Source organism: Sphingomonas endophytica (assembly GCF_001476895.1).
In the GTDB taxonomy this organism is placed as follows: Bacteria; Pseudomonadota; Alphaproteobacteria; order Sphingomonadales; family Sphingomonadaceae; genus Sphingomonas; species Sphingomonas endophytica_A.
In genome coordinates this window covers 102,103-129,050 of sequence record NZ_LDTB01000010.1, presented here as the reverse complement: position 1 = coordinate 129,050, position 26,948 = coordinate 102,103, and the positions used below count along the sequence as shown (strand labels likewise).

Genomic DNA, 26,948 nt, shown 5'->3' with positions numbered 1-26,948 from the left:
TACCATTCGACCGGTCAACCCGATCCTGATGTGGATTGTTCCGCAACCGGACTGAATCGGGGATGAAGCGGGCGGGCGTCATTTTGCGGATTGTCGCGGTGGCGCTTTGCCGCCAAGAGGGTTTCCGAACCATGTTACCGCCGTTCCCCTGGATCGACGTCGTCATCATTCTGGCGCTGGTGGCGCTGAATGGCGTCTTCGCGATGAGTGAGCTTGCGATCGTGTCCGCCCGCAAGGCGCGGCTGGAGGCGATGGCGCGTTCCGGCCGGCGCGGCCCGGCCACCGCGCTGGACCTGGCGGCCGACCCCGGCAAGTTCCTGTCCACCGTCCAGATCGGCATCACGCTGATCGGCGTCGGCACCGGTGCCTATTCGGGCGCGAGCCTGGGCACGCCGGTCGCCGCGCGGATCGAGGCGCTGGGCGTCACTCATGCCACGGCCGAGAGCATCGGCTTTGCGCTGGTGATCGCGCTGACCACCTATGCCTCGTTGATCGTCGGCGAACTGGTGCCCAAGCAGTTCGCGCTGCGCAAGCCGGAGGCGGTCGCCGCGCTGGTCGCGGTGCCGATGCTGTGGCTGTCGAAGCTGACCAAGCCGATCGTCTGGGTGCTGGACGCCAGCAGCGCGCTGCTGTTCAGGCTGCTGGGCCTCAATCGCGAGAACGAGGATCAGGTGACGGCCGAGGAACTGCACCTGATCGTCGCGGAGGCGAGCAAATCGGGCGTGATCGAGGAGCATGAGCGCTCGATCATCTCCGGCGTGGTGCGGCTGGCGGATCGTCCGGTGCGCGAGGTGATGACGCCGCGTACCGAGGTCGACTGGCTCGACATCGCGCTCGACGATGCCGCGATCCGCGCCAAGTTGCTCGACACGCCGCACAGCCGGCTGCCGGTGGCGCAGGGATCGATCGACGCGGTGGTGGGCGTGGTGCAGGCGCGCGACGTCGCGGCGGCGCTGTTCCGGGGCGAGACGCTCGACCTGACGCGACTGGTGCGCAAGGCGCCGGTGGTGATCGACCAGATCGACGCGATGGACGCATTGGACGCGCTGCGCCGCGCCGAGGTGCCGATGGCGCTGATCCACGACGAATATGGCCATTTCGAGGGGATCGTAACCCCGGCGAACCTGCTGGCGGCGATCGCGGGCGAGTTCGTCTCCGACGCCGATCCCGACGAAAGCCCGAACGTCGTGGAGCGCGATGACGGCTCGCTGCTGGTCGCCGGTACGATGGCCGCGGACGCGCTGGCTGAGCGGCTGGGCATCGATCTGCCCGAGGACCGCGATTACGCGACGGTCGCGGGCCTGGCGCTGGCGGCGTTTCGCAAGCTGCCGGCGGAAGGCGAAAGTTTCGAGGAGCAGGGCTGGCGGTTCGAGGTGGTCGACCTGGACGGGCGGCGCATCGACAAGCTGCTGGTGAGCGAGGTTTAGCGCCGGATCGACATTTGGTTTTGGCGGCCTGCAAACGGCAGTTTTGCGGGCTTCCGGTGTCGTGACCCTGCGTTACGCCGTCAGATCGTCACCCCGGCGCAGGCCGGGGTCCATGTTTCCGCACGAGCGGTGGCCGGTGGGTGTGTGGCGCGGTGGATGCCGGAACGGGTCCGGCATGACGGATAGGGGTGGGCGGCGATGCGTGTCGTCGTTGCCGTTGCGTGGCTGGACCCCGGCCTGTGCCGGGGTGACGGGGAATGGCGTAAGGGTGCGTCAGTCGCCTTCGTCGGCGCCGGCACCTCGACCGCATCCCCCTTTCCGCGTTTCCGCACGAGCGGTAGCCGGTGGGTGTGTGGCGCGGTGGATGCCGGAACGGGTCCGGCATGACGGAGCGGGGTGGGCGGCGATGCGTGTCGTCGTTGCCGTTGCGTGGCTGGACCCCGGCCTGCGCCGGGGTGACGGGAGAGGGGGTGAGGGTGCGTCAGTGGCCTTCGTCGGCACCGGCACCTCGACCGCATCCTCCTTTCCGCGTTTCCGCACGAGCGGTGGCCGGTGGGTGTGTGGCGCGGTGGATGCCGGAACGGGCCCGGCATGACGGAGCGGCGTGGGAGGCGATGCGTGTCGTCGTTGCCGTTGCGTGGCTGGACCCCGGCCTGCGCCGGGGTGACGGGGAATGGCGTAGGTGTGCCTCAGCCCTCCTTGCCGACCACCAGCACCTCGATCGCATCCTCCTTGCCGTTGAAGGCGACCGCTTCGCCCGCCTCCGCGCCCATCAGCGCGCGGGCGAGCGGGGCGGAGAAGGACAGCAGCCCCGCCGCCGGATCGGCCTCGTCGTCGCCGACCAGCGTCACCGCGCGCTCCTTTCCGCCGAGCGCGAACCGGACATGGCTGCCGAAGCCGACGACGCCATCGGCGCGCGGCGCGGTTTCGATTGCGGTGGCGCGGCGGGTCTTCCAATAGCGCAGGTCGCGTGCGATCGGCTTGGCGGCTTCATCGTCCGCGGCGGCGGCCAGCGCCGCCTCCAGCGCGACGATGCGCTCCTCGATCAGCGCGCGGCCGCGCGGGGTGACGAGATTCGGGCCGGGCGGGATCGGCAGCTCGAAACGCGGTTCGAGATGTTCGTCGTCGCTCTCGCGGCGGAAGGCGACGCTCATCCCAGCTTTCCGAATTGCGCCTCGTAGCCGGCGCGATCGCCCTTCGCGAGAAGACGCGCCTGTTCGCGCCAGCGGTCGCGTTCCATGCGACCCTGGAATACGCCGAGCTGCGCGTCGAGCTGCGCGGCCTCGGCATCGTCGAGCCAGGCGAGCTGGTCGAGGCGCGTGATGCCCAGTTCGGCCAGCCGCGTCGCGATCTTCGGGCCGAGTCCCTTGAGGATCGTCACCGACTCGGCGCCGGGAGCCGCGTCCCCGGACGGGGCATCAGCCGCCACGCTGGCGGGGGTGGCGTCCATCGGCGCGGCGGCGGCGATCGGTTCGTCAGGCATCGCGGCCTGATGATCCGTTTCGACGGGGGCGGGGGCGGAAGCGGGCGACGGTGCCGGGCGCGGTGCCGGAGCGGCGACCTCGGCCCGGCGCTCGCTCACCAGCGGGGGGATCCCGTCGCCGGTGTTGGTGATCTCGACCCCGTCGGCCTTCAGCGCCTCGATCCGGCGCTGTTCCTCCTCCTCGGCGGCGCGGCGCTGGCGCTTCAGCCGCGCGCCCCAGATCATCGCGATCACGGTCAGGATCGCCAGCACCGCGACCAGCGCCAGCGACAGCGTGACGAGCAGATTGTCCTGCGAGATCGGTTCCAGCGTGAATCCGCCCGAGCCTGAATCCATGAGCGCTATCCTGTGTTCGTTATCGGGGGGATCAACCGTCGATGAGCGCCTTGGCTCCGATATCGCGGCGGAAGAAGCCGGTGGGGAAATCGACCCGTTCGACGGCGGCATAGGCGGCGCGCTGCGCGGCGGCGACGTCGGCGCCACGCGCGGTCACGGCCAGCACGCGCCCGCCGCTGGACACCAGTTGCCCGTCCTTCAGCGCGGTTCCGGCTTGGAAGACGACCGCGCCGTCCGCTTCGGCCGCGTCCAGCGCGCCGATCGCGCCGCCGGTGCGCGGCGTGCCCGGATAGCCCTGCGCCGCCATCACCACCGTCAGCGCGACGTCGTCGCTGAACGCGGGCGCGGGTTCGTCCGCCAGCCGCCCCTCGGCGACCGCCAGCAGCAGCGCGGCGAGGTCGCCGGTGTAGCGCATCATCAGCACCTGGCATTCGGGATCGCCGAAGCGGACGTTATATTCGATCAGCTTCGGCCCCTCGGCGGTCAGCATCAGCCCGGCGTAGAGGACGCCGACATAGGGCGTGCCCGCCGCGGCCAGCGCATCGATCGTCGGGCGGACGATCTCGCCCAGCGCGCGCTCCTCCAGATCGGGCGTCAGCACCCATGCCGGGCTGTACGCGCCCATGCCGCCGGTGTTGGGGCCGGTGTCGCCGTCGCCGACCCGCTTGTGGTCCTGCGCGGAGCCGAAGGCGGCGGTGGTGGTGCCGTCCGACAGGACGAACAGGCTGGCCTCCGGCCCTTCGAGCATCTCCTCGATCACCGCCTCGGCGGGGCCGTCCGCGAAGAGGTGGTCGATCGCCGCCTCCGCCTCGGCGCTGGTCGTCGCGACGACCACGCCCTTGCCCGCCGCGAGGCCATCGGCCTTGATGACGCACCGCTCACCGAAATCGTCGAGGCAGGCGAGCGCGCCGTCCTTCGACGTGACTCGGAAGTAGCGCGCGGTCGGGATGCCGACGCGCGCGCACAGATCCTTGGTAAAGCCCTTCGACCCTTCCAGCTGCGCCGCCGCGCGGCCGGGGCCGAACACCGCGACGCCGATCGCACGGATATTGTCGGCCAGCCCGTCGACCAGCGGCGCCTCCGGACCGATCACGACCAGCGCAATCTGTTGACGACGCACGAAATCCACGACCGCGCGGTGATCCGTCACGTCCAGGTCGGCGATCGTCGCATGCTGCGCGATGCCGGGGTTGCCCGGCGCGGCGAACAGCGTATCCAGCGTCGGCGACTGCGCGAGCTTCCACGCGAGCGCATGTTCGCGCCCCCCCGAACCCACCAGCAGGATGTTCATGGCCGACCCCTTCTTCGATACCCAGGCGGGGCGGCTGGTAGCCGAGCCGACGCCCGGCGACAATGCGATGGCGCTGAGCGTCGGCGAACTCTCCGGCCGGCTGAAGCGGATGGTGGAGGGCGAGTTCGGCCACGTCCGGCTGCGCGGCGAGATTTCGGGGTACAAGCGCGCGACCTCCGGCCATGTCTATCTGTGTCTGAAGGATGAGAGCGCGGTCATCGACGGGGTGATGTGGAAGGGCAGCGCGGCGGGGTTGGCGTTCCGGCCCGAGGACGGCGTGGAAGTGGTCGCGACGGGGCGGCTGACGACCTATCCGGGGCGGTCGAAATATCAGATCGTCATCGAGAAGATGGAGCTGGCGGGCGCCGGCGCGCTGATGGCGCTGCTGGAGAAGCTGAAGGCCAAGCTGGCGGGGGAGGGACTGTTCGACCCCGCGACAAAGAAGCCACTGCCGTTCATGCCGCGCGTGATCGGGGTCGTCACCTCGCCGACCGGCGCGGTGATACGCGACATCCTGCACCGGCTGGAGGATCGCTGCCCGACGCATGTGCTGGTCTGGCCGGTGAAGGTGCAGGGCGCGGGCGCGGCGGAGGAAGTGGCAGCGGCGGTGCGCGGGTTCGACGCGCTGGCGCCGGGCGGCGCGGTGCCGCGCCCCGACCTGGTGATCGTCGCGCGCGGCGGCGGCTCGATCGAGGATCTGTGGGCGTTCAACGAGGAAGTGGTGGTGCGCGCGGTCGCGGGCTGCTCCATCCCGATCATATCGGCGGTCGGGCATGAGACCGACACGACGCTCTGCGATCATGCCGCCGATCTGCGCGCGCCGACCCCAACGGCGGCGGCGGAGATCGCGGTGCCGGTGCTGGCCGAACTGCGGCTGACGCTGGACGTGATGGCGAACCGGACGCAGCGCTGCGCGCGCCGCTATGTCGAGCGCGGGCGCGAGCGACTGGCGGCGCTGGTGCGGGTGATGCCGACGCGCGACCGGCTGCTGGGGCCGCAGCGGCAGCGGCTCGATGACCTCGGGATGCGCGGCGATCGTGCGCTGGAGCGGCGCGTGGCGCGTGCGCGCGGTGAACTACACCACGCGGCGGGCGCGATCCGCCCGGCGACGCTGGAGCGCCGGCTGGAGACGGCGCGGCGGCGGCTGGCGGATACCGGGCGGCTGATCGACAGCCTGAACCCGGATCGCATCCTGGAGCGCGGCTATGCGCGGGTCGAGGCGGCGGGCGGCGGCACCGTCACCACCGCCGATGCGGCGCGCGCGGCGGGTGCGCTGACGCTTCGCTTCCGCGACGGGGCGGTCGGGGTGCGGGTCGAGGATGCGCCCGCCCCCGCGCCGAAGGTTGAGCCGAAGCCGCGCCGCGCCTATCCTGAGAAGCCCGAACAGCCGCGCCTGATCTGAAAGTGCCGAGCCCGATGTTGATGTCCCATACCGACCGTGCCGCCAAGTTGCATTACATGGCCAATGGCTTCCGGGTCCTGTCGCCCGGCGATCATGTCGTCTGCGCGGTGACGGGCGCGCGGATCGCGCTGGAGGACCTCCGCTATTGGGACGTCACCACGCAACGCCCGTTCGCCAGCGGTGCGGTGGCGATGGAGGAAATGGCGCCGCGGTGATGCGGTCGGTGAAGATGGCGTGGTCGTCGCTGGCGGTGGCGTGCGTGGACGCGCTGGTCGTCGCGCCGCCGGCCGTCGCGGCAGCCGCGCCGATGCTGACCACACCGCCGCCGCCGGCCGTGCCGCCGGAGCGTTTCGGGCTGGGCGACGGAATGCGGCAGGGCGGACTGGCGTTGGGAACGGTGCCGGCGGGCACGCGGTCGCTGACGCTCGACGGCAAGCCGGTCGCGGTCGCGCCGGATGGACGGTTCGTGATCGCCTTCGACCGGGACGCGGGGCCGCGGGCGCTGCTGGTCGCGGAATCGGCGGACGGGACAACGCTGGCTGCCACGCTGCCGGTCGCGCCGGGGACGTGGCGGATCGAGCGGTTGCCGACGCTTCGCAAGGTGCCGGTGCCCAGCGCGGAGTTCGCGCGTCGCCGGGCCGGCGAAATGGCGCGGATCGTCGCGGCGCGGAACGTCGGCAGTGATGCCGACGGCTGGCGCCAGCATTTCGTCTGGCCGGCGACCGGGCGCATCTCCGGATTGTTCGGCGCGCAGCGGATCTACGCCGGGGAGCCGGGCAGCTATCACGGCGGCGTCGACGTCGCTAAGCCGGAGGGCGCGCGCGTGATCGCGCCGGCGGACGGGGTCGTGACGCTGGCCGCCGATCCGCCGTTCACGCTGGAGGGGCGGCTGCTGATCCTCGACCACGGGCACGGGCTGACCAGCGCGTTCCTGCATCTGTCGCGGATCGATGTGGCGGTCGGGCAGCATGTGCGGCAGGGTGAGCCGATCGGGCTGGTCGGGCGGACCGGGCGGGCGACAGGGCCGCATCTGCACTGGGCGATGACCTGGAACGGCGCGCGGATCGATCCACAGCCGGTAGCGGGGGCGATGCGATAGGGGCTGCGGGTGGGATCGCGCCGGTTGCTCCGTGGCGCGGAGCTTTACTGAGGCGTGTGCGAAGGTCGGTGTTCCCGCCTCTTTTCCATACGTCACCCCGGCCTACGCCGGGGTTACGTATGGAGCACGGCAGAGGATCCGGCTTCCTCAGAGGTTGCGATCACGTCCGGCACGGCGACGGTAGTTCGGACCGTCGCGGGGGCGATCACCCCTTCGGCACCATTACCTCGATCACCCCGGGCGCGACATGCGCGGTGACGGGGGTCTGCGCCAGCACCTCTCCGTCGATCGAGATCGGCAGCGGCGGATCGGTGCGGATCCTGATCGACGTGCCCGAGAAGCTGACCGTATCGTGATGCCGCTCACTGCGGCCCAGGAAGCTGTACGCCCAGTTGCGGACCAGCCGCCGCTTGTAATGGCCGCGTACCGCCTGAACGACGATCTCGCCCGACGCGATTCCCGCCTCGTCCACCAGCCACGTGCCGCCGTGGTAGGGGCCGTTGGAGATGCGGACCTCGACCACGCGCAGCTTCTTCTCGCCCTCGCCATTGTCGACGTAGAGCGTGAACGGCTTGAAGCGCGACAGCTGATACCCCGCCCAGCCGAGATAGCCGACGCGCCCCAGCACCTTCTTCAGATTGTGCGGCACCGTCTCGGCGATCTGCGGGCTGAGCCCCATCGCGGCGCAATTGGCGAAATAATCGTCGTCGATCATGCCCAGGTCGATCCGCTTCGGCACGCCGTCGCGCAGCACGTCGATCGCCCCGTCGATGTCGAGCGGCAGCCCCAGCGAGCGCGCGAAGCTGTTCGCGGTGCCGAGCGGCAGGACGCCGAGGATCACGTCGTGCCCGACCAGCAGGTCGACCAGCCCGCTGATCGTGCCGTCGCCGCCGCCCAGGATCACCAGATCGGGCTTGCGCTCCAGCGCCTTGCGGACCGTGCGGTCGAGGTGCGCGGGATCCTTCACCGCATAGGGCACGACGCTGAACGGCAGGTCGCGCAGGCGCAGGCACGCACGCTTGAACAATTTGCGGCCCCGGCGTGAACGGGCGTTGACGATCAGGGCGGCGGAGCGGATCTCTCTCATGCGCGCCTTAACGCACGACAGGGCGTTCCGCTTCCGTAACGCTTGCGTCGTCGTGCGCTTTGCGGGAGATACGCGGCCATGCACGCTGCTTTTCCCGCGTTGCGCTTGCGCCGCACCCGTGCCGCCGCATGGAGCCGCAGGCTCCATGCCGAGAATGTCCTCACCCCCGCCGACCTGATCTGGCCGCTGTTCGTCACCGACGGCGCGGGCGTCGAGGAGCCGATCGCGACCCTGCCGGGCGTCTCGCGCTGGTCGGTCGACATGATCGTCCACCGCGCGAAGGAGGCGCGCGATCTGGGCATTCCGTGCCTGGCGCTGTTCCCCAACACGCCGCGCGACCGGCGCAGCGACGACGGTGCGGAGGCGCTGAACCCCGACAACCTCATGTGCCGCGCGCTGCGCGCGATCCGCGAGGCGGTGCCGGAGATCGGCTTGCTGACCGACGTCGCGCTCGATCCCTATACCGCGCACGGGCATGACGGGCTGGTCGACGATCGCGGCTATGTCCGCAACGACGCGACCGTCGAGCTGCTGGTCGAACAATCGCTCAATCAGGCGCGCGCCGGGGCCGATGTGATCGCGCCCAGCGACATGATGGACGGGCGTGTCGGGCTGATCCGTGCCGCGCTGGAGCGCGAGGGGTTCGTCAACACCCAGATCATGGCCTATGCCGCCAAATATGCTTCCGCCTTCTACGGCCCGTTCCGCGATGCGGTGGGCAGTCGCGGGCTGCTGAAGGGCGACAAGACCACCTATCAGATGGACCCGTCCAATGCCGAGGAGGCGCTGCGCGAGGTCGCGCTCGACCTGGCCGAGGGCGCCGACAGCGTGATGGTCAAGCCGGGTCTGCCGTATCTGGACATCGTCGCGAAGGTGAAACAGGCGTTCGCAGTGCCGGTCTTCGCCTATCAGGTCTCGGGCGAATATGCGATGATCGAGGCGGCGGTCGCGGCCGGCGCGGCGGACCGCGACGCGATGGTGCTGGAGACGTTGCTGGCGTTCAAGCGCGCGGGCTGTTCGGGCGTGCTGACGTACCATGCCGCGCATGCCGCGCGGTTGCTGGCCGCGTGATCGCAACCGAACGCCTGATCCTGCGTCCGCCGGTGGCGGCGGATCATGCGGCGCTGTTCGCGATGTGGGCCGATCCGCTCGTCACCGCCGATCTGGGCGGGCCGAAGGATGAGGCGGCGTGCCTGGCGGTGCTGGAACGCCATGCCGGTTATGCGCCGCTGGGCTTCGGCGTGGTCGAATTGCGCGGCGAGGGCGCGGTGATCGGGCATGTCGGGCTGAAGCCGGGAGCGCCCGGTACGCCGATCGAGGGCCTGTTGGAGATCGGCTGGATGATCGGCCGCCCGTGGTGGGGCGGCGGCTATGCCCGCGAGGCGGCGAGCGCGTGGCGCGACTGGGCGTGGGCGCATCGCCCGGAACCCGCGATCCACGCGATCACCGCGCGGCGCAACGTCGCCAGTCGCGCGCTCATGGAGCGGCTGGGGATGCGGCACATCGCCGCAATGGATTTCCAGCATCCGAAATATCCTGCGGGGTCCGAAGGGGCCGATACCGTCACCTATCGGCTCGACCGCGCGTGATCGACACGACGCGGCTGAGGCTGCGCGGGTGGCGGGATGACGACATCGCGCCCTTCCACGCGATGGGGCAGGATACGGAGGTCATGCGCTATCTCGGCGGCCTGACCAGCATGGCCGGCGCCGAGGCGATGGTCGGCGAACAGCGCGGGACGGCGGCGCGCTTCGGGCGCTGCTTCTGGGTGGTCGAGCGGCGCGACGATGGCGCGTTCCTCGGCTTCTGCGGGGTCGAGCCCGGCCCAGCGCGCAGCCCGATCGCCGGCCTGCCGGAGATCGGATGGCGGCTGGTGCGCGATGCCTGGGGACAGGGCTATGCCGAAGAGGCGGCGCGCGCCGTGCTTGCCGACGAATGGCGGCGCGGCACCGATCGGGTGTTCGCGGTGACCGTTCCCGCCAATCGGCGGAGCCGGGGGTTGATGGAGCGGCTGGGCATGTCGCGCGTTCACGATGGCGACTTCGATCACCCCGACCTCCCGCCGGACAGCGCCTTGCGACGCCACATCCTCTACCGAATCGCCCGCCCGGCGGATGACTGACGCCGGACCCGCACGCGGCGGGATGCGGGCGCTGTTCGTGCTGACGATCCTGACCGGATCGTTCCTGCTGTTCCTGGTCCAGCCGATGATCGCGCGGATCGCGCTGCCACGGCTGGGCGGCGCGCCGGCGGTGTGGAATTCGGCGATGCTGGTCTATCAGGCGCTGCTGCTCGGCGGGTATGGCTATGCGCATCTGCTCGGCCGCGTCGCGCCGCGGCGGCAGGGCATCGTCCATCTCGGCGTGCTGCTCGCCGCCTGCGCCTTCCTGCCGATCGGGCTGACCGACCGGGTGCTGCCCGCCGATGCCGAGCCGGCGCTATGGGTGCCGTATCTGTTCGCGATCTCGATCGGGCCGTTGTTCTTCGCCGTCTCCGCGCAGGCGCCGCTGTTGCAACGGTGGTTCGCGACGGTGCGGCCGGGGGCCGACCCCTATGCGCTGTACGCGGCGTCGAATCTGGGAAGCTTCGCCGGGCTGCTCGCCTTTCCGCTGCTCATGGAGCCGATGCTGAGCGTCACGCGGCAGCGCTGGGCGTGGAGCGGCGGCTATGTGCTGCTCATCGCGCTGGTCGTCGGCTGCGCGCTGCGGCTGCCGGCAGGGCGCGCACCGGCGATCGCGGCGGCGCGACAACCGGCGCCGACCCGCGCGATGGTCGCGCGCTGGATCGTGCTCGGCTTCGTGCCGTCGGGGATGATGCTGGCGACCAGCACGTTCGTCAGCACCGATCTGGTCGCGATGCCGCTGCTCTGGGTGATCCCGCTCGGCCTGTACCTGCTCAGCTTCTCGATCGCCTTTGCCGCGCGGCGCGATCTGGCGGACATGCTGACCTCCGCCGCGCCGATCACGATCGTGCTGTTCGGCGGCGTCATGATGGGCGGCTTCGCGGATCGGGCGACGCTGAGCGCGATCATGGCGCTGCTGCTGCTGTTCATGATCGCGGTCGCGCTCCACACGCGCTTGTATCGCCTGCGCCCCGAGCCGGCGCGGCTGACCGGCTTCTATCTGGCGATGTCGTTCGGCGGGGCGCTGGGCGGCGTGTTCGCGGGGCTGATCGCGCCGGCGCTGTTCGACTGGACGTGGGAATATCCGCTGCTGATCCTCGCCAGCGGGTTGCTGGTGCCGCAAACCTATCTGAGCGCGGGGCTGCGCGCGTTCTGGCATCGGCGCGGCGTGATCGTCGGCGCGTCGATCGCGATCGCGGTCGTGCTGGTGATCGCAGCATCGATCACGGCGGGGGAGCCGGGGGGATGGCGGGAGCTGCGGCATCCGGTCCCGATCTTCACGGCGATCGCGCTGGCCGGCCTGCTGACGCTCGGCGCGCGCGCGCCGTACATGCTGGTGCTGGCGAGCGGGCTGCTGCTGTTCGGCGGGCTGCGGTCGGTGTCGCTGTCGCTGGAGCCGGGCGCACGGCTGCGGAGCTATTTCGGGGTCTATACCGTCGCGCAGGAAGCGCGGCGTCGCACGCTGACCCACGGCACCACGCTGCACGGCGTGCAGCTCACCGGATCCCCGGCGCGAGAGCGGAGGCCGACCACCTATTACACGCCCGATTCCGGCGTGGGTCACGCGATGCGCGCCGCGCCCCTGCTGTTCGGTCCGGGTGCGCGGATCGGCGTCGTGGGGCTGGGGACCGGGACGCTGGCCTGTTACGCGCAACCGGGGCAGCACTGGACCTTCTACGAGATCGATCCGGCGATGGCGGCGCTCAGCCGCGCGCGGCGCTTCACCTTCCTGGCCGATTGTGCGCCGCACGCCGCGATCGTGCTGGGCGATGCGCGCCGCTCGCTGGAACGCGCGCCCGCCGCCAGTCTCGACCTGCTCGCGCTCGATGCCTTTTCGTCCGATGCCGTGCCGATGCACCTGCTGACCCGCGAGGCGTTCGCGCTCTATGCGCGCGTACTGTCGCGGCATGGCGTGCTGGCGGTCCATATCTCCAACCGCTTCGTCAATCTGCGCCCGGTCATCGCGGCGGCGGCGCGGGCCGGCGGGTGGCAGGCGCTGGTCCTCGATCACGCGCCGTCGCTGTTGCAGGAGGAGGAGACGCCGTCGTCCTGGGTGGTGATGACGCGCGATCCGTGGGCGCTGGCGATCGCGACCGGGCGCGGTGACTGGCGCGCGCTACGACCGCGCCCCGGCTTTCGGCCATGGACCGACGATTATGCCAGCATCGTGCCGCTGCTGACGCTCTGAGCGGTCAGGCAGTCTTCAGCATCGCGGTCAGCGCGTCGATCCGGCGGCTTTGCGCGGCGGCCGTCTCCCGCGCGGTTGCCAGCGCGCGCTCCAGCGGCGCGTAGCCGGGCTGCAACGCCTGCGCGCGTGCGCTCGCCAGCTCGTCCAGTTCCCCGACCGTGTCGCCATAGGCGGAGCGGAGCGCGTCGAGTTCGGCGATCGCGGTCTGCGCCGCGATCCAGCGGTCGCTGCCGACGGCCGCGCCACGTGCCGCCGTCGCCAGGGTCGCGGCGCGTTCCGCCGCCCGGTCGAAATCGCGCGCTGCCGCCCCCGCCGTCGCCCGCAGCGCGGCCAGCCGGGTGTCGAGCGCCGGGTCGGCCACGGCCGGGGGCGGGGGCGGAGGCGCCGGTTCCTCGAACCCCAGCTTCTCCACCGGTCGCGGCGCCAGCGACGGATAGACGGTCGGATCGGCGGCACAGGCGGTGGCGAGCGTCAGCAGGACGAGCGGGAAAAGCGGGCGGATCATGTTTTTTGCCTAGAGGGCCGAAAAAAATGACGCAATGCACTTGCACGCCTCCGATTCGCCGGCTAACAGCGCCGCTCCACAACGCGCCCGTAGCTCAGCTGGATAGAGCATCAGACTACGAATCTGAGGGTCGGACGTTCGAATCGTTCCGGGCGCGCCATTGTGGAACACCAACCCCCGCCAGCCAAGTGCTGGCGGGGGTTTGTTTTTGGTGGTTTGTTTCGACATCTGGCGTTCGTTCGCGCGACGTCTTCGGTGAGGCGCTTGGCGTGCTCCCAACATTATGCCCTTTCCCTGTCGAAGCGCGCGTTCGCGTCGGGGGCATGTGGTTTGCTGTCCGTCAGGATAGCAGCGAGCAGCGCCGGTCGGCGCCGCGCGGGATCGTCTACCCGCGTGATGGCGCCAGGCGGGACAGGCGGCATCCGTCATCGCGGAGCCCTGGCCGGTCGCGTGCCGATGATCGGCGGCTGTCGAGCGGCGTGGTTTTGGCTCTCGGGACCCGGCGGTGCGGAGCGCCTCCTCTCATCGCCGATGCCGGGGCGCCGTCAAACGTCTAGGCGGGGACGTCGAACCTCCGAACGGTCATCTGCGGAGCAAGGTCGGCCAGCAGTTGTCCGACGGTCGTGACGCTCCCGCGCGCCAGAACGGCAATCGCGGACTGGTCGCTACCGTCGTCCAGCAGGACGAGGTCGTGCCCGCTTTCCGCCAGCGCGGTGGAATCGCACGCGTCCGTCGACCCTGGAAGCCGTTGTTCGACGAGCTGGAGGATGATGTCGTCGACGGTTTCCTCTTTCCCGTCGACCAGCGCGATCCAGCCCTCGTCGCGCATCATGTCGAGGAAGGCCTCCATGCGCGTCGATTCCGTCGCATCCTGCTGATCGACGAAAAACGCCTCGCGAAGCCGTCGTCGGGCGAGCGCGACCGGAACATCGGACAACAGGTGGTAGAGGTCGGCGAACTGCCGCTGCCAAAGCGGTACTCGCGGGCTTTGCGCCACCGGCGACGCTCCGGGCAGAGCCTGCCCGGCCCAGGCCATCAGCGCAGAGAGATACTTTTCCTGCCGTCCGGTCAGGTGCGCGGTCTCCCGTCGCCCTTCGAGATGGTGCAGCGACAGGCTGGGCTCACCGTCCGGCGGGATGTGGAGGCGGAACCGCGCATGGAGCAGCGCCGCCCCCGATACGTCGGAACGCAGCCCCATCTTCAGGTCCAGTACCGCGCGGTCGCCCCGGCGCACGCATTGGACGAAGCGGTCCTTGTCGCGCACGTTCAGCGACTTGCCGGCGGGGCAATGACGGACGAGCGCCAGGACGCGGTCCGCATAGCGGCTGGCCAGTTGGGAATTGCCGTCGGTCATCCCTGTATCCCGGAGATGAAGGTGCGGTTACTTCGGCGGCACGATCGCACGGACGTCGTCGGCCACGTCGCGGCTTGCGTCCGTGGCCAGCCCCGATGCGCGACGCGCGAGATCGAGGAACTTCGCCTCCGACACCGCGGCGTAATTGCAGCCGACGAACAGGCTTGTGGCGGGCGGTGGCGGGGATGTCTTCGCGCCGAGCGCCTTGGCCAGCAACGCGGCGGTGGTGTTGCCGGTCGGCGCGAACGCGCCCAGCATCGGGCCGTCGTCGGGATCGATGAAGCGATAATATTGCTCGGTGACCGTGATCGGGGCGCGTTTCATCGACTGCGCCGCGACGAACGCCTCCGCGACCTTGCGCGGCCAGAGCGTCACGATCCAGTCGTTCAGGAAGTAGACGCGATCGACCCGCTGCCCCAGCAGCAGGACCGGCATGGCGAGCTTGTATCCCGCGACGCCCAGCATCCCCTTCGTCGCGGGGTCGTCCGGCATCTCCTGCATCCAGGCTGGCGATCCGGGATCGCGGAATAGCGCGTCGGCGAAGGCCCAGAGCGCGTCGCGCGACCGGCAGGACAGCGCATCGCCGAGCATCTCCGGGGTCAACGGGGCGGTGGCGGCGGGCTCCGCCTGCGAGGCGGCGGATTGTCCCAGGGCAGGGGCCGGCATGGCGAGCGCCAGGGCGAGGGGCAGGATGACGGACATGCTGCGGATCATGTCGCGATCCTGCCAGCACGCGGCGGCCGGGGCAACGGCGGGCTGACCTTGACCCACGGGCACGTCGCCGCCACGCATGGGATGCATGAGGCTTCCGTTATCCCTGCTGCTCGCCTTCGTCCTCTCGCTGGCGGGCACGGCCATCGCGAATGCGATCGAGCCCGGCGTCTTCGGTTCGTGTTTCGAGGGGGGATGCGGATATGCCGCGCTGCTCGTCGCGCTGTTGGGCACAGTGGTGCTCGCGCCGTTCGTGTGGCTGGCGTTGCGCCGCGCGGGACCGCTCAGCCGGTTGCTGCTCGGCTTCATGCTGTTCGCGCTGACCGGCCATTTCGTCGTGACGTTCGCGCTTTGGCTGGCCGGGCTGGTGGTGCTGGCCTATGCGATGCTGCGCGTGCGCCGGCGCGCGCGGGCCGAGGACAGTCCCGCCCGTGCGATGTTCATCGTCCCGCGCGTCCGGACGTGACGGCAGCGTCGGCCGTCCCTCGTGGAGACGGCCGAGCGGCGATGATCGTGCCGGTCAGACGTCCGTCGCGCGCCGCGCGCGCAACCCCATCGTGCCGGCCAGCGCCAGGATATTGTCGGTATCCGAGCGGCGGACGATGATGACGTGCAGGTTGTCATCGATATCATTGTCCCACGCCAGCAGTTCCCATGACGGGGACCGGGCGTCCAGCTCGCGGTCGAGCCAGGCGAAATACTCCGCGACCCGGACCTTCTCGTTATCCTCGCGCGTGGGGAACGGCTTCAGCGGCTCTGCGAATTCATGGCTGATCAGTTCGTGAAGCTCGTCGATCTTGTCGCCGATCAGGACATAGTCGATGATCGCGATCTCGACGGTCAGCTGCCTGATCTCCTCGGGATCGAGATGGAGCATCCATTCCTCGGGCTCGTTCAGCGCCGCTTCGAGCTCGATCGATTTCGCCTGCGCGGTTTCCTCATCCAGCGTCCGGCCACTCAGCAACAGGATCAATTCTGCATACATGAGTTGCTCCCTATCGGCTACGATGGTCGTCGGCCGCCCTTTGACGCGCTAAGGGTTCGACGGCAAGCATGCGATCGGACAGCGGCGATCGGGCGGGCGCGGGGACGGGCAGGCGGATCCGGTCTGTATCGACACGGCGGGCGCCCGCGCTCCCGGACGCTACGGCAGACGTTGTCCGGCCGGCGTCAAACCTTGCCCGCCGGCAGTTTCAGCGTCGTCAGGAGCGCGGAGAGATGCGCCCGCGCGTCGCTGCTCGGACCGGGATAGGGGCCTTCGGTCGGCTGGTCGCCGATATACCCCATGTCGGCCTTGCCCTCCGGCAGGCTGTAGAAGCCGAGCACGAACAGGTTGCGCAACCGGTCCATGAAGGCGACCGGCCGCACCATGTCCGCACCGGGCGCCTCGACGGTCAGCGCGTCGAGCAACGCGGCCCGCTGCGCCGGCGTGCCCGTCGCGAAGTCGCCGCCATGCAGCACGCGCGCCTGCGCATCGATCCACGCCAGCCCGGCGAGGATCGTCGCGCGATCGGCCTGCTGCTGCGCGTAGGGGGCGCTGATCCATTCGTCGATGAACGCGCCGACGCCCAGCGTCCCGGCCCCGGGCGAGGCGGCGTCCGCCGGCAGGATCATGTCGCCCAGCATGTCGACGGTCGCGCGCTGGGCCTTGGTCAGCGTCAGCGGCCACGGCACCTTGGGCGCGGTCAGGTCGGGATCGCGGCCATAGCCGGCGGCGGGCGCCATCGGCGCGACGCCGGCGGGCCAGTCGACCACCTTGAACGGTGGCGGCGCACCGAACGCCTTCGGCTCGGCGATCGTGGCGGCGGCGCCGCGATGGGCGAGCGACAGCGCGGTCGCGGTGGCGAGCCATTGCAGCGTCGTGCGGCGGGAAAAGGTCATGCCAGCGCTCCTGACGACAGACGGGTGGCGAGCCGTTCCGACGCGCGCAGCGCCAGGGCGAGGATCGTCAGCGTCGGGTTCTTGTGGGGGCCGGAGGCGAAGGTAGCGCCGTCCATCAGCACGACATTGTCGACGTCCCATGTCCGGCCATAGCCGTCGACGACCGAGGACCTCGGATCCGCGCCCATGCGCGCGGTGCCGAGTTCGTGGATGATCTCGCCGCCCGCGGTCATGATCTTCTCGGGCGGCAGATCGGGATCGAGGATCGTGCCGTTCAGCCGCCGGAACACCGAATGCGCGGCGCGGCGGCCGTGCGCGACCTGATTGACCTCATGCCGCGACCAGCGGAAGGCGAAACGCAGCACCGGGATGCCGAAGCGGTCCTTCACGGTCGGATCGATCTCGCAGAACGTATCCTTGTTCGGGATCATCTCGCCGCGCAGCGTCAGGTTGATCGTCGCGCCCGAGGCATTGCGCACCGCCTGTTTCAGATCCTTCCCCCAGACGCGCGGCAGCACCGCGTCCGACGGGATGCCGAACCGGCCGCCGATCTCGAAATGGTAGCCGCGCGCGAAGTCGAGCTCGCCCCGCTTCTGCTGTTCGTAGAGCCAGAACGGGATGTAGATATGCTGCCCGCCGATCCCGTCCTCGTTGTAGCGCGGGCGCCCCGCCAGTCCGGGGATGAAGGCGCGAAACGACGCGCCGGTCGAGTCGGTCAGGTTGCGCCCCAGCTCGCCGGACGAATTGGCGAGGCCACGGCCCGCTTCGCCGGAGTTGAGCAGCAGGCGCGTCGTCTCTCCGGTGCCCGCCGCCAGCACCACCGCGCGCGCGGTCACCGTGTGGCGCTGCCCGGTCTTGCGATCGACATATTCGACGCCCGCCGCCCGCCCGCGCGCGCCCATCACCACGCGCGACACCATCGCGTCGGTGACGACGCGCAGCTTGCCGGTCGCCTTAGCCATCGGCAGCAGCGAGGTGGTCGTCTGGAACATCGCGCCGATCGTGCAGCCGCGCGTGCAGGGCGTGGCGTTGAAGCAGGCGCTGCGTGGCGCGACCTTGTCGGGCATGTCGCGCGTCAGCACCGCCGTGTGCGCGGCGCGCACCGGGATGCCAAGGCTTTCCGCCGCCGCCGCGATCAACAGCTCGGGAACGCGCGGCTTGGGCGGGGGCATCAGGCAGCCGGCCGGCGAGTCGGGGTGATTCTCCAGCCCGATCGGTCCGCCGTTCACCCCGATCATCCGCTCGACGCGATCATAGAAGGGGGCGACGTCGTCGTAGCCGATCGGCCAGTCGACGCCGAGCCCGTCGCGCGAGAAGGGTTTGAAGTCATAGGCGCCGAAACGCGGGACGTGGCGACCCCAATGGTTGGTGCGCCCGCCCAGCATCCGCGGTCGCCACCAGCGGAAGTCGCTGCCCTCGGTCATCGTGTAGGGCTCGCCCTCGACCTGCCAGCCGCCATCGACGGTCGCATCGAAATAGCCGAACGGCTTGTCCGACGTGCCCGTGCCACGCAGCGGCGCGTCGCTTTCGGGCGCGAACATGTTGACCTCGGCCTGCGGATCATAGTCGCGGCCGGCCTCCAGGATCAGGCAGCGCACGCCCGCCCTGGTCAGCGTATAGGCGGCCATGCCGCCCGCCGCGCCGGATCCGACGATGATGACGTCGACGGCGGCGTCCGCGCCGTTCGTGGCGGTCGCGGTCATGCCGCCGCGCCCTCGTCGCACGACCGCCCGCCCGGCACCCGCCGACGCGCGGTCGGACGCTTCGTGCGGGGCGCGGTCGCGCCGGCGCACCTTTCGCGGGGCCGCAACATGCGCCCCGCACGGACGGTATACCGCATCACCACTCTCCTGCCATCGTCGCGCCCGCCAAACCGGCTCTGGCGGAGAGGCTTAAAGGCTCCCGGCCTCTTTACAAGGAATTGACGCGCGACGGCCCGTCAAACCGGATTTGCCCGCCGACGAGCGGGGTAGGGCCGGGCATGGTCGGGGCGGGTTCACCTCGCCCTGCCAATCGCGGTTGGCCACCATATCATGGCCGATGAATTCGCGCCCGTGACGGGTCGCAGCGGTTCGGGTGATTTCAATCGCGGTTTACGATTGATTGTTCGTCGCTATGACAAAGAAGCGAGCGACAGCGGGGACGTGGGGCGGGGGCCGCACGGATGGCGCGTAACGGAATGGGGCAGGGGTATGATGCGGGGAACGACAGCGCTGATCGCGGCCGGGATGCTGGTTGCGACCGCAGCGGGCGCGGACGACAAGCATGATTTCGACGCGTGTGACGGACGGGTCCATCCCGGCAAGCAGGCCGACGGCTTGCGCGGTTTCCCCGGAACGACGCCGTGGCAGATGGTGGGCGGCGACATGACCGCCCAGGCGATCGCCGCCTGTACCCGCGCGCTCGCGAGTCCGCGCCTGCTGCCCACGCAGACGCTGCGCAAGGCGCACCTGCTCCGCGCGCGCGCCGCGGCGCACTTGCGCGCGGGCGAGATCGCCCCGGCGCTGGCCGACATCGCAGCGGCCGAGCAGGCGGCGGGTCCGCTGTCCGCCGACCGCTTCTACGCGCGGAGCATGGGGGTCTCGCTCACGTTGCTGCGGGCGATGGCGCAGGCGCGGCAGGGTGATCTGGCGGTCGCCACCACGCTCGCGCGGCAGGCGATGGCGGCGCGGCCCTATGCGTGGGAGGTGCAGCAGGTCGGCAACGCGATCCTGCAACTCGACCCCGGCGCCACCGCCGGCGCGACCGCGGGGTTGCTTCGCCTCGATCCCGGCGCGGCCAGCATGTTACTGATCCGCGAGGCCGCAGCGGGACACTTCGCCAATGTCGTCGCGATGCGCGACGCCGTCGTGGCCGAATGGCCGACCGAGCGCCTGGCACCGATGGCGTTTGTGATGCGCGCGCCCGCCGCGAACCAGTTGCTCGCCGCTTTGGTGATGACGCTCGATACGGCCTATGCCCGCGCCGCGACCGGTGATGTCGCCGGCGCGCGACGCGACCTGGCGGAGGCTCGCGCGCGGGTCGCGGCCGTCATGCCGACCGTGCCCGTCGCGCCGGAGGGGGCGTCGACACCGGCAGCGTCCGTCGATGGCGTCCGGAGCACCATGGAACGCTTCATCGATCAGCGCGCCAGGCAGGTCGATGCACGCATCGCCATTGCCGAGAATCGATCGGCCGACGCGCTGGGCGCGCTCGCGGGCACGCCGTTGCCGCACAATGCCGCCACGGTGGACCTGCTGAAGGCGCTGAAGAAGGCCGTGCCGGCGGACAAGGCGGCGTTGGTGCCCGATCCCGGCCCCTTCGCACCGTCAGCGGACGAAGGCGCCGCCGAAGCGCTCGTCAAGATGGTGCCGGCCGTGCTGATCGCTCCCGAGACGCCGCGGACCGTCGTCGATTACGAACGCGCGCGCCCCAACATCCTGGGTGCGTTGATCGGGGGCGCACTGTCGATGGGCACCAGCCTGCTCGGCGGAATCAGCCGGACCGACGGTTTCCGTTCGACCGCCAACACCGATGGCACCACCACCGTGGAGTTCCTCGGCAACACGCCCTCCTCGACGCTGGTACAGGAAATGACCTTGCTGCGCGCCGCCGAGGTGACGAAGGCGGCGGGCAAGCCGGCGTTCGTGATCGTCAAGCGCAACGATTACGCGCGCCGCCTGGTGCAGACGCGATATGGTGCCGAGATCAGCAGCATCCCGACGGGGTACAAGAGCGAGCTGACCATCCGCACGGTCGATGCGGGGGTCGAGCCCGCTCGCGCGCTGGATGCGGCCGCCATCATCGACGCGCTCGGCCCGCTTTATTACGAGGAGAAGAAGCCGGCCTGATCCGCAGGGCCGGCTTGCTGCTTGCCGCTCGCTGGTCGGTCGGGGTGCGGCGCGCCATCGCGCTTCGCTGGCGGGGCAAGCACCGCGCGGGAGGGCGACGTCAGCGCGCGGTGGCGCGCGTCGCCTTCTCCTCGGCGGTCAGCACCAGTTCGGCGGCCAGCAGGGCGCCGTCCTGATCCTGTGCGACCGAGGTCCGCTCGACGATGTCGGCGATGAACTGCGGCCCGAACGGCAACGGCACCTTGGAGCAGTCGAGATAGCGCGTGCCCTTGCGATCGGCGACGAACAGGTGGTTGCCGCCCGGCCGCCCGGCGATATCGACGTACTTGCGCAGCTCGATATACCCCTCGGTGCCGAGGATGAAGAGCCGCCCGTCACCCCAGGTCGGCAGGCCGTCGGGCGTGAACCAGTCGACGCGGACATAGCCCGTGCCGCCGTCGCCGTGCAGCATCATGTCGCCGAAATCCTCGAACGTCGGGTGGTCGGGATGGGCGAAATTGCCGGTCTGCGCCGCCATGACCTGCGCGCGCTTGCTGCCGGTCAGGTAGAGGAACTGATCGGCCTGATGGCTGCCGACATCGGTCAGGATGCCGCCGTTGCGCGCCGGATCCCAGAACCAGTCGGGGCGGTTGGGGGCGGACAGGCGATGCGGGGCGAGGTTGATCGTCTGGATCACGCGCCCGATCGCGCCGTCGTGCACCAATTGCCCGGCCATCACCGCCGCGGGCACCTCCAGCCGTTCGGAATACATGATCCCGTACTTGCGCCCGGTCTCCCTGATCGCGCGCCGCACGTCGGCCAGTTGCTGCAGGGTCGTGACCGCCGCCTTGTCGCTGAGATAATCCTTGCCCGCCCGCATCACGCGGATGCCCAGCGGCGCGCGCAGGCTGGGGATCGCGGCGCTGCACACCAGCTTGATGGCGCGATCGTCGAGGATCTCGTCCTCGCTTCGCGCCAGTTTCGCCGCCGGATACCGCTTCCGGAAGGTGGCGACCTGTCTCGCGTCGGCCGAATAGAAGCTGGTCAGCACCCCGCCGCCACGGATCATCGCGTCGGTGATGCCGTAGATGTGGTTGTGGTCCATCCCGATCACCGCGAACGGGACGCGATACCTGGCGTCCGGCGCCGGCTTGGCGACCGCGCTTTCGGTCGGCGCGTCGCCGCGCGTCGCGGATTGCGCGAGCGCTTCGCCGGCGAGGCCCGCCAGCCCGGCGGTCAGTCCCAGACCAAGAATCGCACGACGGTCGGTGTCGGTCACGGCTCGCTTCCCTTTCAGATCGTCACCAGCGACGTCGGCCAGGCCAGTGCCTGTCCGCCATCCATCGCCTGTTCGCCCAGCAGCGAGGCGACGCTGGCTTGATAGGCCTGTCGCAGCAGTCCGGGCAGCGGCTTTCCGGTCCGCACCGCCTCGCCAAACCCCTCGAACTGCAGCATCGTCTCGTCATATTCGCCCCAGCCGAGCGATTCGCCGGGCGTGGTCACGGGCAGTTCGGGGAACCATGTCGCGCCGCCGATCGGGATCGTGCGCTTGTGCCCCCGCTGCACGTCGGCCTGCATCCGCTCCAGCGCCAGCGCGCGGGGCGGCACCTCCTGATAGATGCGCCCCAGTTCGGGTTCGATCGTCCCCTTGCTGCCCTGGATCTGCTCCTCGCAGCCATAACGGGCATTGTTCAGCAGCGAGGTATAGATCAGCTTCCGCCCGCCGGCATATTCGTAGATCAGCGCGACATGGTCGTAGACCTCGCGACCGTCCTTCCAGTAACAGATGCTGCCCGAGCCCATGACGCGCGTCGGCACAGCGTCGAGGAACCAGTTGCCGACCTGCAACTGGTGCGTGGCCAGTTCCGTCATCAACCCGGCCGAGCTTTCGCGATACAGTCGCCAGTTGATGCGGCGATCGGTGCTGTCGGCGGGCACCTTGCGCCGCCAGCTGTTGTTGCGGTGCCAGCTGGCGCGGATCTGCGTGATGGTGCCGATCTCGCCCGCCTTCACGCGCCTGAGGGCGTTCAGATAGGTCGGGTGGAACATCCGCTGGTGCCCGATCTGCAAGATCTTGCCGCGCTCCTGCGACGCCGTCACCATCGCCCCGCAATCCGCGATCGTGCGCGCCATCGCCTTCTCGCACCACACGTGCAGTCCGGCGTCGAACGCGTCCAGCGTGTGGCGGGCATGCATGTCGAGCGGCGTCGCGATCACCACCGCATCCAGCCCGCGCGCATCCAGCATCGCGCGGTGATCGGCGAATTCCGGCGTGCCCGCCGGCACCCATTGCCGTGCCTTGCCGAGGTTGGGCGCATAGCTGTCGCAGATCGCGGCCACGGTGCAGTTGCGGGTCTTGGCGATGTTCTGGATCAGCGCCCGGCCGCGATCGCCGGTGCCGATCACGCCCAGCCGCACCCGGCCCGCCCCGGCGGTCTGCGCGCCCGCCGCCAGCGCCACCCACGGCGTGGCGCCGGCCATCACGCTGCCGGCGGTGGCCAGCAACGCCCGGTCGAGAAACGCGCGCCGCGACAGGTCGAAGGTCTTGTCCGTCATTCCGTCACCATCCCGTCGCAAGCGTCATGCGCCAGTTCGAATATCATGCGCCGCCCGTTCGCCTGCAGGCACCGCGCCTGCCGGTCATCCGCGATGATGAGCGCGGTGCTGAGCATTTCCGCCACGGCGCCGCGGCGGTCCACGGCCACGGCCGTCCGCGGCGCGCGGATCGCAACGCCGTCCATGGGGCGCACCGTCGCCGCCCGGCCCGGCGCCAGCGCGCCCGCGCCCAGCGTCGAGGATACCGACAGCGCCTCGTCGACCAGATCGACCTCCGCCAGCGTGCGATCCGCCGAACGCGGATCGGGTATCGCGAACGACCACGCGCCGCCCAGCGGATGTTCGCCCACGACCGATATCGAGCTTTCGCCCGCCGACAGCAGCGCACAGGTCACGCCGGCGTCTCGCAACGCCGCCGCCGCACGGTCCAGCGCATAGCCCTTGCCGAACCCGCCGAAGTCGAGCGCGACCGGCCGGTCGCTCGCCACCGTCGCGGCGCGTGCGTCGATGTGCAGCGCCTGCCAGCCGGCATCGGCCCGGCCGACCTGCGCGGCGGGATCGAACAGCCCGTCGGTCATCGCGCGTCCCGCCGCGATCCGCAACAGTGCGTCGAGCAGAAGGGGATCGTTGATCCGCGCCGTCCCGCCATTTCGCAGCACCTCGTTCAGCGCCGTCGCGGGTGAGGGACGGTGGATCGTCAGTGCATCGTCGACCGCCTCGATCGCGCGCCGCGCCCGCGCCAGCGCGTCGGCATCGCCGGGGCCGAAGCGGTGCAGTTCGACCCGTGTGCCCATCGCCAGGAAGCGTTCGATCCCGCTCGCTTCCCGCACCGGCGCCGCATCGCGCATCAGGGCAGCCGATCGGGTCAGGCGCGAACCTCCCAGCCGGGCTGATAGGCGACCGACCAGAGCTTCATCGCCTCCGCGCTGGCGGGCTTGCCGGTCGCCGGATCGACGGTCAGCACGCTGCCGGTGCGATAGGCCATGTTGCCCAGATGGCAGAGCGTCGTGCTGATATGCCCCTCCGCGATCGGGGAGGCCAGCGCCGACGCCTGTCCACGGATCACGTCGACGAAGTTGCGCGCGTGATAGACGTCCAGCACGCCCTCACCGACGGTGCCGGTCGTCTCCGATGTCGCCGCCGCCTTGACCTGCCGGACCGGCTTGCCCGCGAGATCGTACAGCTCGAACCCGTTGCGGTCGACCACCGCCGATCCCTTCGTGCCGAGCAACAACACCCCGCGTCCGCGCCCGTAGGTCAGCTGCCCGTTGCAGCTCTGCCCGTTCCAGCGGATCGCGCGATCATCGTCATAGATCAGGTCGAGCGCGAGCGAATCGTACATCTCCCAATCGTCGCCCTTGTAGAAATGGCGCGCGCCGCGTGCGGACACCGTCCTGGGATAGGTCAGCCCCATCAGCCAGCGCGCGACATCGAGTTCGTGCATCGCGTTGTTGCAGATCTCCCCGGTGCCGTACTTCCAGAACCAGTGCCAGTTATAGTGGACCAGGTTGGAGCGATACGGGCCGCGTGGGCGCGGGCCCTGCCACAAATCCCAGTCGAGGTTGGGCGGGGGCGCGATCTCGGTACCATTGCCGATCGACTTGCGGTTGTTGGCATACCAGGCCTGCGCCTCGTACACGTCGCCGAGTTCGCCGGCGCGGATCAGCGCCGCGAGCTGTTGCGTCTCGGGGCTCGATCGTTGTTGATTGCCGACCTGCAACTGCCGTCGGGTGCGCCGCTGCGCGGCGATCAGCGCCTCGCCCTCGGCCGGTGCGATGCCGATCGGCTTTTCGAGATAGCAATGCCGCCCGGCGTCCATCGCGTCGATCGCCAGCTTGGCATGCCAGTGATCGGGCGTCGCGACCGTCACGATATCGACCGCCTTGCCGTCGAGCAGGCGGCGGTAGTCGCGCTCGATCTTCACCGCCGGATGGCCCCGCGCCGCGAACTCGCCCGCGCGCTTGGCGAGCACGTCCGAATCGACATCGACCATGTGCGTGATCGCGACGTTCGGCTGTTTGGCGAACGCACTCAGATGCGCCTGTCCGCGACCATTCACCCCGACCACCGCGACGCGCAGCCGGTCGTTGGCGCCCTTGATCTGCGCATAGCTGCGCGCGCTGATCGCGACGCCCAGCGCCGCGCCCGCGCCGGTCATCATCGTGCGACGGTCGATCATCGATGCCTCCCCCTTAGAATTCACGGATCTTGATCGAGCGGAAATCGACGTGGTTGCCATGATCCTGAAGCAGGATCGGCCCACGCTCCCGCTCCCCGAAGTTGGGGAATCGCGCATATTTGCTCTGCGCGACCAGCGCCCGGAACGCCGGCGACCCGCGTTCGTACTCGACCACCTTGAAGCCGTTGAGCCAGTGTTGGACATGGCGGCCGCGCGAGACGATCACCGCGCGGTTCCATTCGCCGGGCGGGTTGATGCGCTTGCCCGGGCTTTCGGGATCGGACAGGTTGCGCGCCGCGATCAGGTCGTACAGCGAACCGAGCGTCCGGTTGCCGTCGCGCCCGCGCTTCGCATCGGGATGGCGCGCGTCGTCGAGAAGCTGATACTCCAGCCCGATCGCGGAACCAGCACCCTTCGACAGCGCCGGATCGACGAAATATTTGATCCCGCTGTTCGCGCCCTCGGTCAGCCGGAAATCGACCGACAGTTCGAAGTCCCGGTAATCGCGGGTCGTGACGATATCGCCGCCGTTGGCGGATTCTGCGCCATCGGATCCTTCGACCGTCAGCAGGCCATCGGCCATCGTCCAGCCCTTCGCGGGGAAGCGCGTTCCCTTCGCGCTGGTCCAGCCGGCGTTGGTGCGGCCGTCCCACAGCAGCTTCCAGCCCGCCCGCCGTTCGGCATCCGACAGCCGGTTCGATAGCCAACCCTGCTGCGCGATGCCGGTCGCGGGCATGGCGAAGCGCGCCGGGCGGTCGGTGATGATACGTACGCTGCGGAACCGCGCCTCGGGGTGACGCGCGGCGTCGGCGTCGGGGATCGCATGGACCTGAAAGGCGATGAAGCCGCGCGCGTCCATGTCGTCGACGATATCGGCCGCCGGTACGCCGTTGATCCAGGTGCGAAGCCGGTTGCCGATCGCCTCGACGCGATAGTGATTCCAGTCGCCCGAGCGGAAGGCGCGCCGCGCGGCCTCGTTGCGGCCGAGCGTGTAGAGCCACTGCCGCCGCTGCTCGTCGTACAGGCCGCCGCTCCACGCCCGCTTGCTCGGATCGATCTCCGCCTGATAGCCGAAGACGACGCCGTTGCGATAATCGGGCCGGCTCTGACCGCGGATCATCACGCCGGAATTGAGCACGGGATCGGTCTTCGCGTCGAATTCGATGATGAAGTCGCCGACCTGCGCATCCGACACCAGCCAGCTGTTCGCCTTGCCCGGTTCCGCGCGCCCGACCAGTTCGCCATCGACCACCTCATAGGTCGCGTTCCCGCCGACCTTGTGCCACCCGGCGAGCCCGTCGCGCGGCGTCACGTCACGCCAGGGAATCTGTCGCGCGCTGACCTGCGGCGCGGGTGACGCGCCGATCGCGACCGGCACGGCCGCCGCCAATGCCCATACCGCCAGATTTCGCTTCGCCATCAAGCGCCTCGCCCCGATTACTGTCGTTTTTATGTCAGTGCTTCTGCACCTCTCCGGGGTCGGAGCCTAAGTCGCGGCCGGACCAGTTGCAATAGAGA

At 69.9% G+C, this 26,948-nt stretch carries 25 protein-coding genes and 1 tRNA gene; 11 read left to right on the top strand and 15 right to left on the bottom strand.

Annotation, left to right across the window (positions count from 1 at the left end; all coding sequences use genetic code 11):
• Window positions 1-131 precede the first annotated feature (131 nt).
• Complete coding sequence (locus NS334_RS04705) at window positions 132-1,427, top strand: hemolysin family protein (RefSeq protein ID WP_058754819.1); 1,296 nt, start codon at window positions 132-134, stop codon at window positions 1,425-1,427.
• A 689-nt stretch (window positions 1,428-2,116) separates the two neighbouring features.
• On the opposite strand, the gene NS334_RS04700 is transcribed toward NS334_RS04705, so the two are convergent.
• From NS334_RS04700 to purD, 3 genes are read right to left on the bottom strand one after another with little or no spacing between them, the layout of a single operon-like run.
• Window positions 2,117-2,581: a GreA/GreB family elongation factor gene (locus tag NS334_RS04700; protein WP_058754818.1), complete on the bottom strand. Its 465-nt coding sequence runs from the start codon at window positions 2,579-2,581 to the stop codon at window positions 2,117-2,119.
• Entirely contained in the window at window positions 2,578-3,246 is a 669-nt protein-coding gene (locus NS334_RS04695) for a hypothetical protein (RefSeq protein ID WP_058754817.1), read from the bottom strand. Before NS334_RS04695 ends, NS334_RS04700 begins: the two co-directional genes overlap by 4 nt.
• A 31-nt stretch (window positions 3,247-3,277) precedes the next feature.
• Window positions 3,278-4,537, bottom strand: a complete 1,260-nt coding sequence (gene purD / locus NS334_RS04690) for a phosphoribosylamine--glycine ligase (protein ID WP_058754816.1) — start codon at window positions 4,535-4,537, stop codon at window positions 3,278-3,280.
• On the opposite strand from purD, the gene xseA reads away from it, so the two are divergent.
• The 3 genes from xseA to NS334_RS04675 are packed head-to-tail and all read left to right on the top strand — an operon-like array spanning window position 4,536 to window position 7,038.
• Entirely contained in the window at window positions 4,536-5,939 is a 1,404-nt protein-coding gene (xseA, locus tag NS334_RS04685; RefSeq protein WP_058754815.1) for an exodeoxyribonuclease VII large subunit, read from the top strand. The genes purD and xseA overlap by 2 nt on opposite strands.
• Before the next feature lie 14 nt (window positions 5,940-5,953).
• On the top strand, window positions 5,954-6,154 hold the full coding sequence (locus tag NS334_RS04680; RefSeq protein ID WP_058754905.1) for a DUF2093 domain-containing protein: 201 nt from the start codon (window positions 5,954-5,956) through the stop codon (window positions 6,152-6,154).
• Window positions 6,154-7,038 (top strand): M23 family metallopeptidase, encoded by an 885-nt coding sequence (locus NS334_RS04675; RefSeq protein WP_083500253.1) that lies wholly within the window; start codon window positions 6,154-6,156, stop codon window positions 7,036-7,038. The genes NS334_RS04680 and NS334_RS04675 overlap by 1 nt, the downstream gene beginning before the upstream one ends.
• Window positions 7,039-7,243: 205 nt before the next feature.
• Here NS334_RS04675 and NS334_RS04670 read toward each other — a convergent pair whose 3' ends face one another.
• Window positions 7,244-8,125, bottom strand: a complete 882-nt coding sequence (locus NS334_RS04670; RefSeq protein ID WP_058754814.1) for a diacylglycerol/lipid kinase family protein — start codon at window positions 8,123-8,125, stop codon at window positions 7,244-7,246.
• 78 nt (window positions 8,126-8,203) lie between these two features.
• Here NS334_RS04670 and hemB point away from each other — a divergent pair, with 78 nt between their 5' ends.
• The 4 genes from hemB to NS334_RS04650 are packed head-to-tail and all read left to right on the top strand — an operon-like array spanning window position 8,204 to window position 12,435.
• Window positions 8,204-9,196, top strand: a complete 993-nt coding sequence (gene hemB, locus NS334_RS04665; RefSeq protein WP_058754813.1) for a porphobilinogen synthase — start codon at window positions 8,204-8,206, stop codon at window positions 9,194-9,196.
• Window positions 9,193-9,714 carry a GNAT family N-acetyltransferase gene (locus NS334_RS04660; protein WP_058754812.1) on the top strand — a complete coding sequence of 174 codons (522 nt, stop codon included), beginning with the start codon at window positions 9,193-9,195 and terminating at the stop codon, window positions 9,712-9,714. Before hemB ends, NS334_RS04660 begins: the two co-directional genes overlap by 4 nt.
• Window positions 9,711-10,247, top strand: coding sequence for a GNAT family N-acetyltransferase (locus NS334_RS04655; RefSeq protein ID WP_058754811.1), 537 nt, complete (start codon window positions 9,711-9,713; stop codon window positions 10,245-10,247). The genes NS334_RS04660 and NS334_RS04655 overlap by 4 nt, the downstream gene beginning before the upstream one ends.
• Window positions 10,240-12,435, top strand: a complete 2,196-nt coding sequence (locus NS334_RS04650) for a fused MFS/spermidine synthase (RefSeq protein ID WP_058754810.1) — start codon at window positions 10,240-10,242, stop codon at window positions 12,433-12,435. The genes NS334_RS04655 and NS334_RS04650 overlap by 8 nt, the downstream gene beginning before the upstream one ends.
• A 4-nt stretch (window positions 12,436-12,439) precedes the next feature.
• Here the strand turns inward: NS334_RS04650 and NS334_RS04645 are convergent, their stop codons facing one another.
• Complete coding sequence (locus tag NS334_RS04645; protein ID WP_058754809.1) at window positions 12,440-12,940, bottom strand: hypothetical protein; 501 nt, start codon at window positions 12,938-12,940, stop codon at window positions 12,440-12,442.
• Window positions 12,941-13,023: 83 nt separating this feature from the next.
• Here NS334_RS04645 and NS334_RS04640 point away from each other — a divergent pair.
• Window positions 13,024-13,100: transfer RNA gene (locus tag NS334_RS04640), tRNA-Arg, on the top strand.
• A 393-nt stretch (window positions 13,101-13,493) separates the two neighbouring features.
• On the opposite strand, the gene NS334_RS04635 is transcribed toward NS334_RS04640, so the two are convergent.
• A complete protein-coding gene (locus NS334_RS04635; protein ID WP_058754808.1) occupies window positions 13,494-14,294 on the bottom strand; it encodes a hypothetical protein in 801 nt (266 codons plus the stop codon).
• 27 nt (window positions 14,295-14,321) lie between these two features.
• Window positions 14,322-15,008 (bottom strand): hypothetical protein, encoded by a 687-nt coding sequence (locus tag NS334_RS04630; protein ID WP_058754807.1) that lies wholly within the window; start codon window positions 15,006-15,008, stop codon window positions 14,322-14,324.
• An 85-nt stretch (window positions 15,009-15,093) separates the two neighbouring features.
• Here NS334_RS04630 and NS334_RS04625 point away from each other — a divergent pair, with 85 nt between their 5' ends.
• A complete protein-coding gene (locus NS334_RS04625) occupies window positions 15,094-15,471 on the top strand; it encodes a hypothetical protein (protein ID WP_058754806.1) in 378 nt (125 codons plus the stop codon).
• A gap of 54 nt (window positions 15,472-15,525) precedes the next feature.
• On the opposite strand, the gene NS334_RS04620 is transcribed toward NS334_RS04625, so the two are convergent.
• From NS334_RS04620 to NS334_RS04610, 3 genes are all read right to left on the bottom strand, one after another.
• On the bottom strand, window positions 15,526-15,990 hold the full coding sequence (locus NS334_RS04620; protein WP_058754805.1) for a hypothetical protein: 465 nt from the start codon (window positions 15,988-15,990) through the stop codon (window positions 15,526-15,528).
• A gap of 185 nt (window positions 15,991-16,175) precedes the next feature.
• Complete coding sequence (locus NS334_RS04615) at window positions 16,176-16,886, bottom strand: gluconate 2-dehydrogenase subunit 3 family protein (RefSeq protein WP_058754804.1); 711 nt, start codon at window positions 16,884-16,886, stop codon at window positions 16,176-16,178.
• Window positions 16,883-18,589: a GMC family oxidoreductase gene (locus tag NS334_RS04610; protein ID WP_058754803.1), complete on the bottom strand. Its 1,707-nt coding sequence runs from the start codon at window positions 18,587-18,589 to the stop codon at window positions 16,883-16,885. The genes NS334_RS04615 and NS334_RS04610 overlap by 4 nt, the downstream gene beginning before the upstream one ends.
• A 492-nt stretch (window positions 18,590-19,081) precedes the next feature.
• Here NS334_RS04610 and NS334_RS04605 point away from each other — a divergent pair, with 492 nt between their 5' ends.
• A complete protein-coding gene (locus NS334_RS04605) occupies window positions 19,082-20,716 on the top strand; it encodes a hypothetical protein (protein ID WP_153002587.1) in 1,635 nt (544 codons plus the stop codon).
• A 100-nt stretch (window positions 20,717-20,816) separates the two neighbouring features.
• Here the strand turns inward: NS334_RS04605 and NS334_RS04600 are convergent, their stop codons facing one another.
• From NS334_RS04600 to NS334_RS04580, 5 genes are read right to left on the bottom strand one after another with little or no spacing between them, the layout of a single operon-like run.
• A complete protein-coding gene (locus NS334_RS04600; protein WP_058754801.1) occupies window positions 20,817-21,974 on the bottom strand; it encodes a Gfo/Idh/MocA family protein in 1,158 nt (385 codons plus the stop codon).
• Between the two features lie 14 nt (window positions 21,975-21,988).
• The gene (locus tag NS334_RS04595; RefSeq protein WP_058754800.1) at window positions 21,989-23,251 is read right to left on the bottom strand and encodes a Gfo/Idh/MocA family protein; all 1,263 of its coding nucleotides are present in this window, start codon (window positions 23,249-23,251) and stop codon (window positions 21,989-21,991) included.
• On the bottom strand, window positions 23,248-24,099 hold the full coding sequence (locus NS334_RS04590) for an FAD:protein FMN transferase (protein WP_058754799.1): 852 nt from the start codon (window positions 24,097-24,099) through the stop codon (window positions 23,248-23,250). Before NS334_RS04590 ends, NS334_RS04595 begins: the two co-directional genes overlap by 4 nt.
• Window positions 24,100-24,116: 17 nt before the next feature.
• Complete coding sequence (locus NS334_RS04585) at window positions 24,117-25,430, bottom strand: Gfo/Idh/MocA family protein (protein WP_058754798.1); 1,314 nt, start codon at window positions 25,428-25,430, stop codon at window positions 24,117-24,119.
• 13 nt (window positions 25,431-25,443) lie between these two features.
• Complete coding sequence (locus NS334_RS04580) at window positions 25,444-26,850, bottom strand: 3-keto-disaccharide hydrolase (protein WP_083500252.1); 1,407 nt, start codon at window positions 26,848-26,850, stop codon at window positions 25,444-25,446.
• Between the last annotated feature and the right edge of the window lie 98 nt (window positions 26,851-26,948).

Coding starts and splice junctions, on each gene's coding strand:
- NS334_RS04705 (WP_058754819.1), top strand. CDS start 132: ATGTTACCGCCGTTCCCCTGGATCGACGTCGTCATCATTCTGGCGCTG.
- NS334_RS04700 (WP_058754818.1), bottom strand. CDS start 2,581: ATGAGCGTCGCCTTCCGCCGCGAGAGCGACGACGAACATCTCGAACCG.
- NS334_RS04695 (WP_058754817.1), bottom strand. CDS start 3,246: ATGGATTCAGGCTCGGGCGGATTCACGCTGGAACCGATCTCGCAGGAC.
- xseA (WP_058754815.1), top strand. CDS start 4,536: ATGGCCGACCCCTTCTTCGATACCCAGGCGGGGCGGCTGGTAGCCGAG.
- purD (WP_058754816.1), bottom strand. CDS start 4,537: ATGAACATCCTGCTGGTGGGTTCGGGGGGGCGCGAACATGCGCTCGCG.
- NS334_RS04680 (WP_058754905.1), top strand. CDS start 5,954: ATGTTGATGTCCCATACCGACCGTGCCGCCAAGTTGCATTACATGGCC.
- NS334_RS04675 (WP_083500253.1), top strand. CDS start 6,154: ATGCGGTCGGTGAAGATGGCGTGGTCGTCGCTGGCGGTGGCGTGCGTG.
- NS334_RS04670 (WP_058754814.1), bottom strand. CDS start 8,125: ATGAGAGAGATCCGCTCCGCCGCCCTGATCGTCAACGCCCGTTCACGC.
- hemB (WP_058754813.1), top strand. CDS start 8,204: ATGCACGCTGCTTTTCCCGCGTTGCGCTTGCGCCGCACCCGTGCCGCC.
- NS334_RS04650 (WP_058754810.1), top strand. CDS start 10,240: ATGACTGACGCCGGACCCGCACGCGGCGGGATGCGGGCGCTGTTCGTG.
- NS334_RS04645 (WP_058754809.1), bottom strand. CDS start 12,940: ATGATCCGCCCGCTTTTCCCGCTCGTCCTGCTGACGCTCGCCACCGCC.
- NS334_RS04635 (WP_058754808.1), bottom strand. CDS start 14,294: ATGACCGACGGCAATTCCCAACTGGCCAGCCGCTATGCGGACCGCGTC.
- NS334_RS04630 (WP_058754807.1), bottom strand. CDS start 15,008: ATGATCCGCAGCATGTCCGTCATCCTGCCCCTCGCCCTGGCGCTCGCC.
- NS334_RS04625 (WP_058754806.1), top strand. CDS start 15,094: ATGAGGCTTCCGTTATCCCTGCTGCTCGCCTTCGTCCTCTCGCTGGCG.
- NS334_RS04620 (WP_058754805.1), bottom strand. CDS start 15,990: ATGTATGCAGAATTGATCCTGTTGCTGAGTGGCCGGACGCTGGATGAG.
- NS334_RS04615 (WP_058754804.1), bottom strand. CDS start 16,886: ATGACCTTTTCCCGCCGCACGACGCTGCAATGGCTCGCCACCGCGACC.
- NS334_RS04610 (WP_058754803.1), bottom strand. CDS start 18,589: ATGACCGCGACCGCCACGAACGGCGCGGACGCCGCCGTCGACGTCATC.
- NS334_RS04605 (WP_153002587.1), top strand. CDS start 19,082: ATGCGGGGAACGACAGCGCTGATCGCGGCCGGGATGCTGGTTGCGACC.
- NS334_RS04595 (WP_058754800.1), bottom strand. CDS start 23,251: ATGACGGACAAGACCTTCGACCTGTCGCGGCGCGCGTTTCTCGACCGG.
- NS334_RS04590 (WP_058754799.1), bottom strand. CDS start 24,099: ATGCGCGATGCGGCGCCGGTGCGGGAAGCGAGCGGGATCGAACGCTTC.
- NS334_RS04585 (WP_058754798.1), bottom strand. CDS start 25,430: ATGATCGACCGTCGCACGATGATGACCGGCGCGGGCGCGGCGCTGGGC.
- NS334_RS04580 (WP_083500252.1), bottom strand. CDS start 26,850: ATGGCGAAGCGAAATCTGGCGGTATGGGCATTGGCGGCGGCCGTGCCG.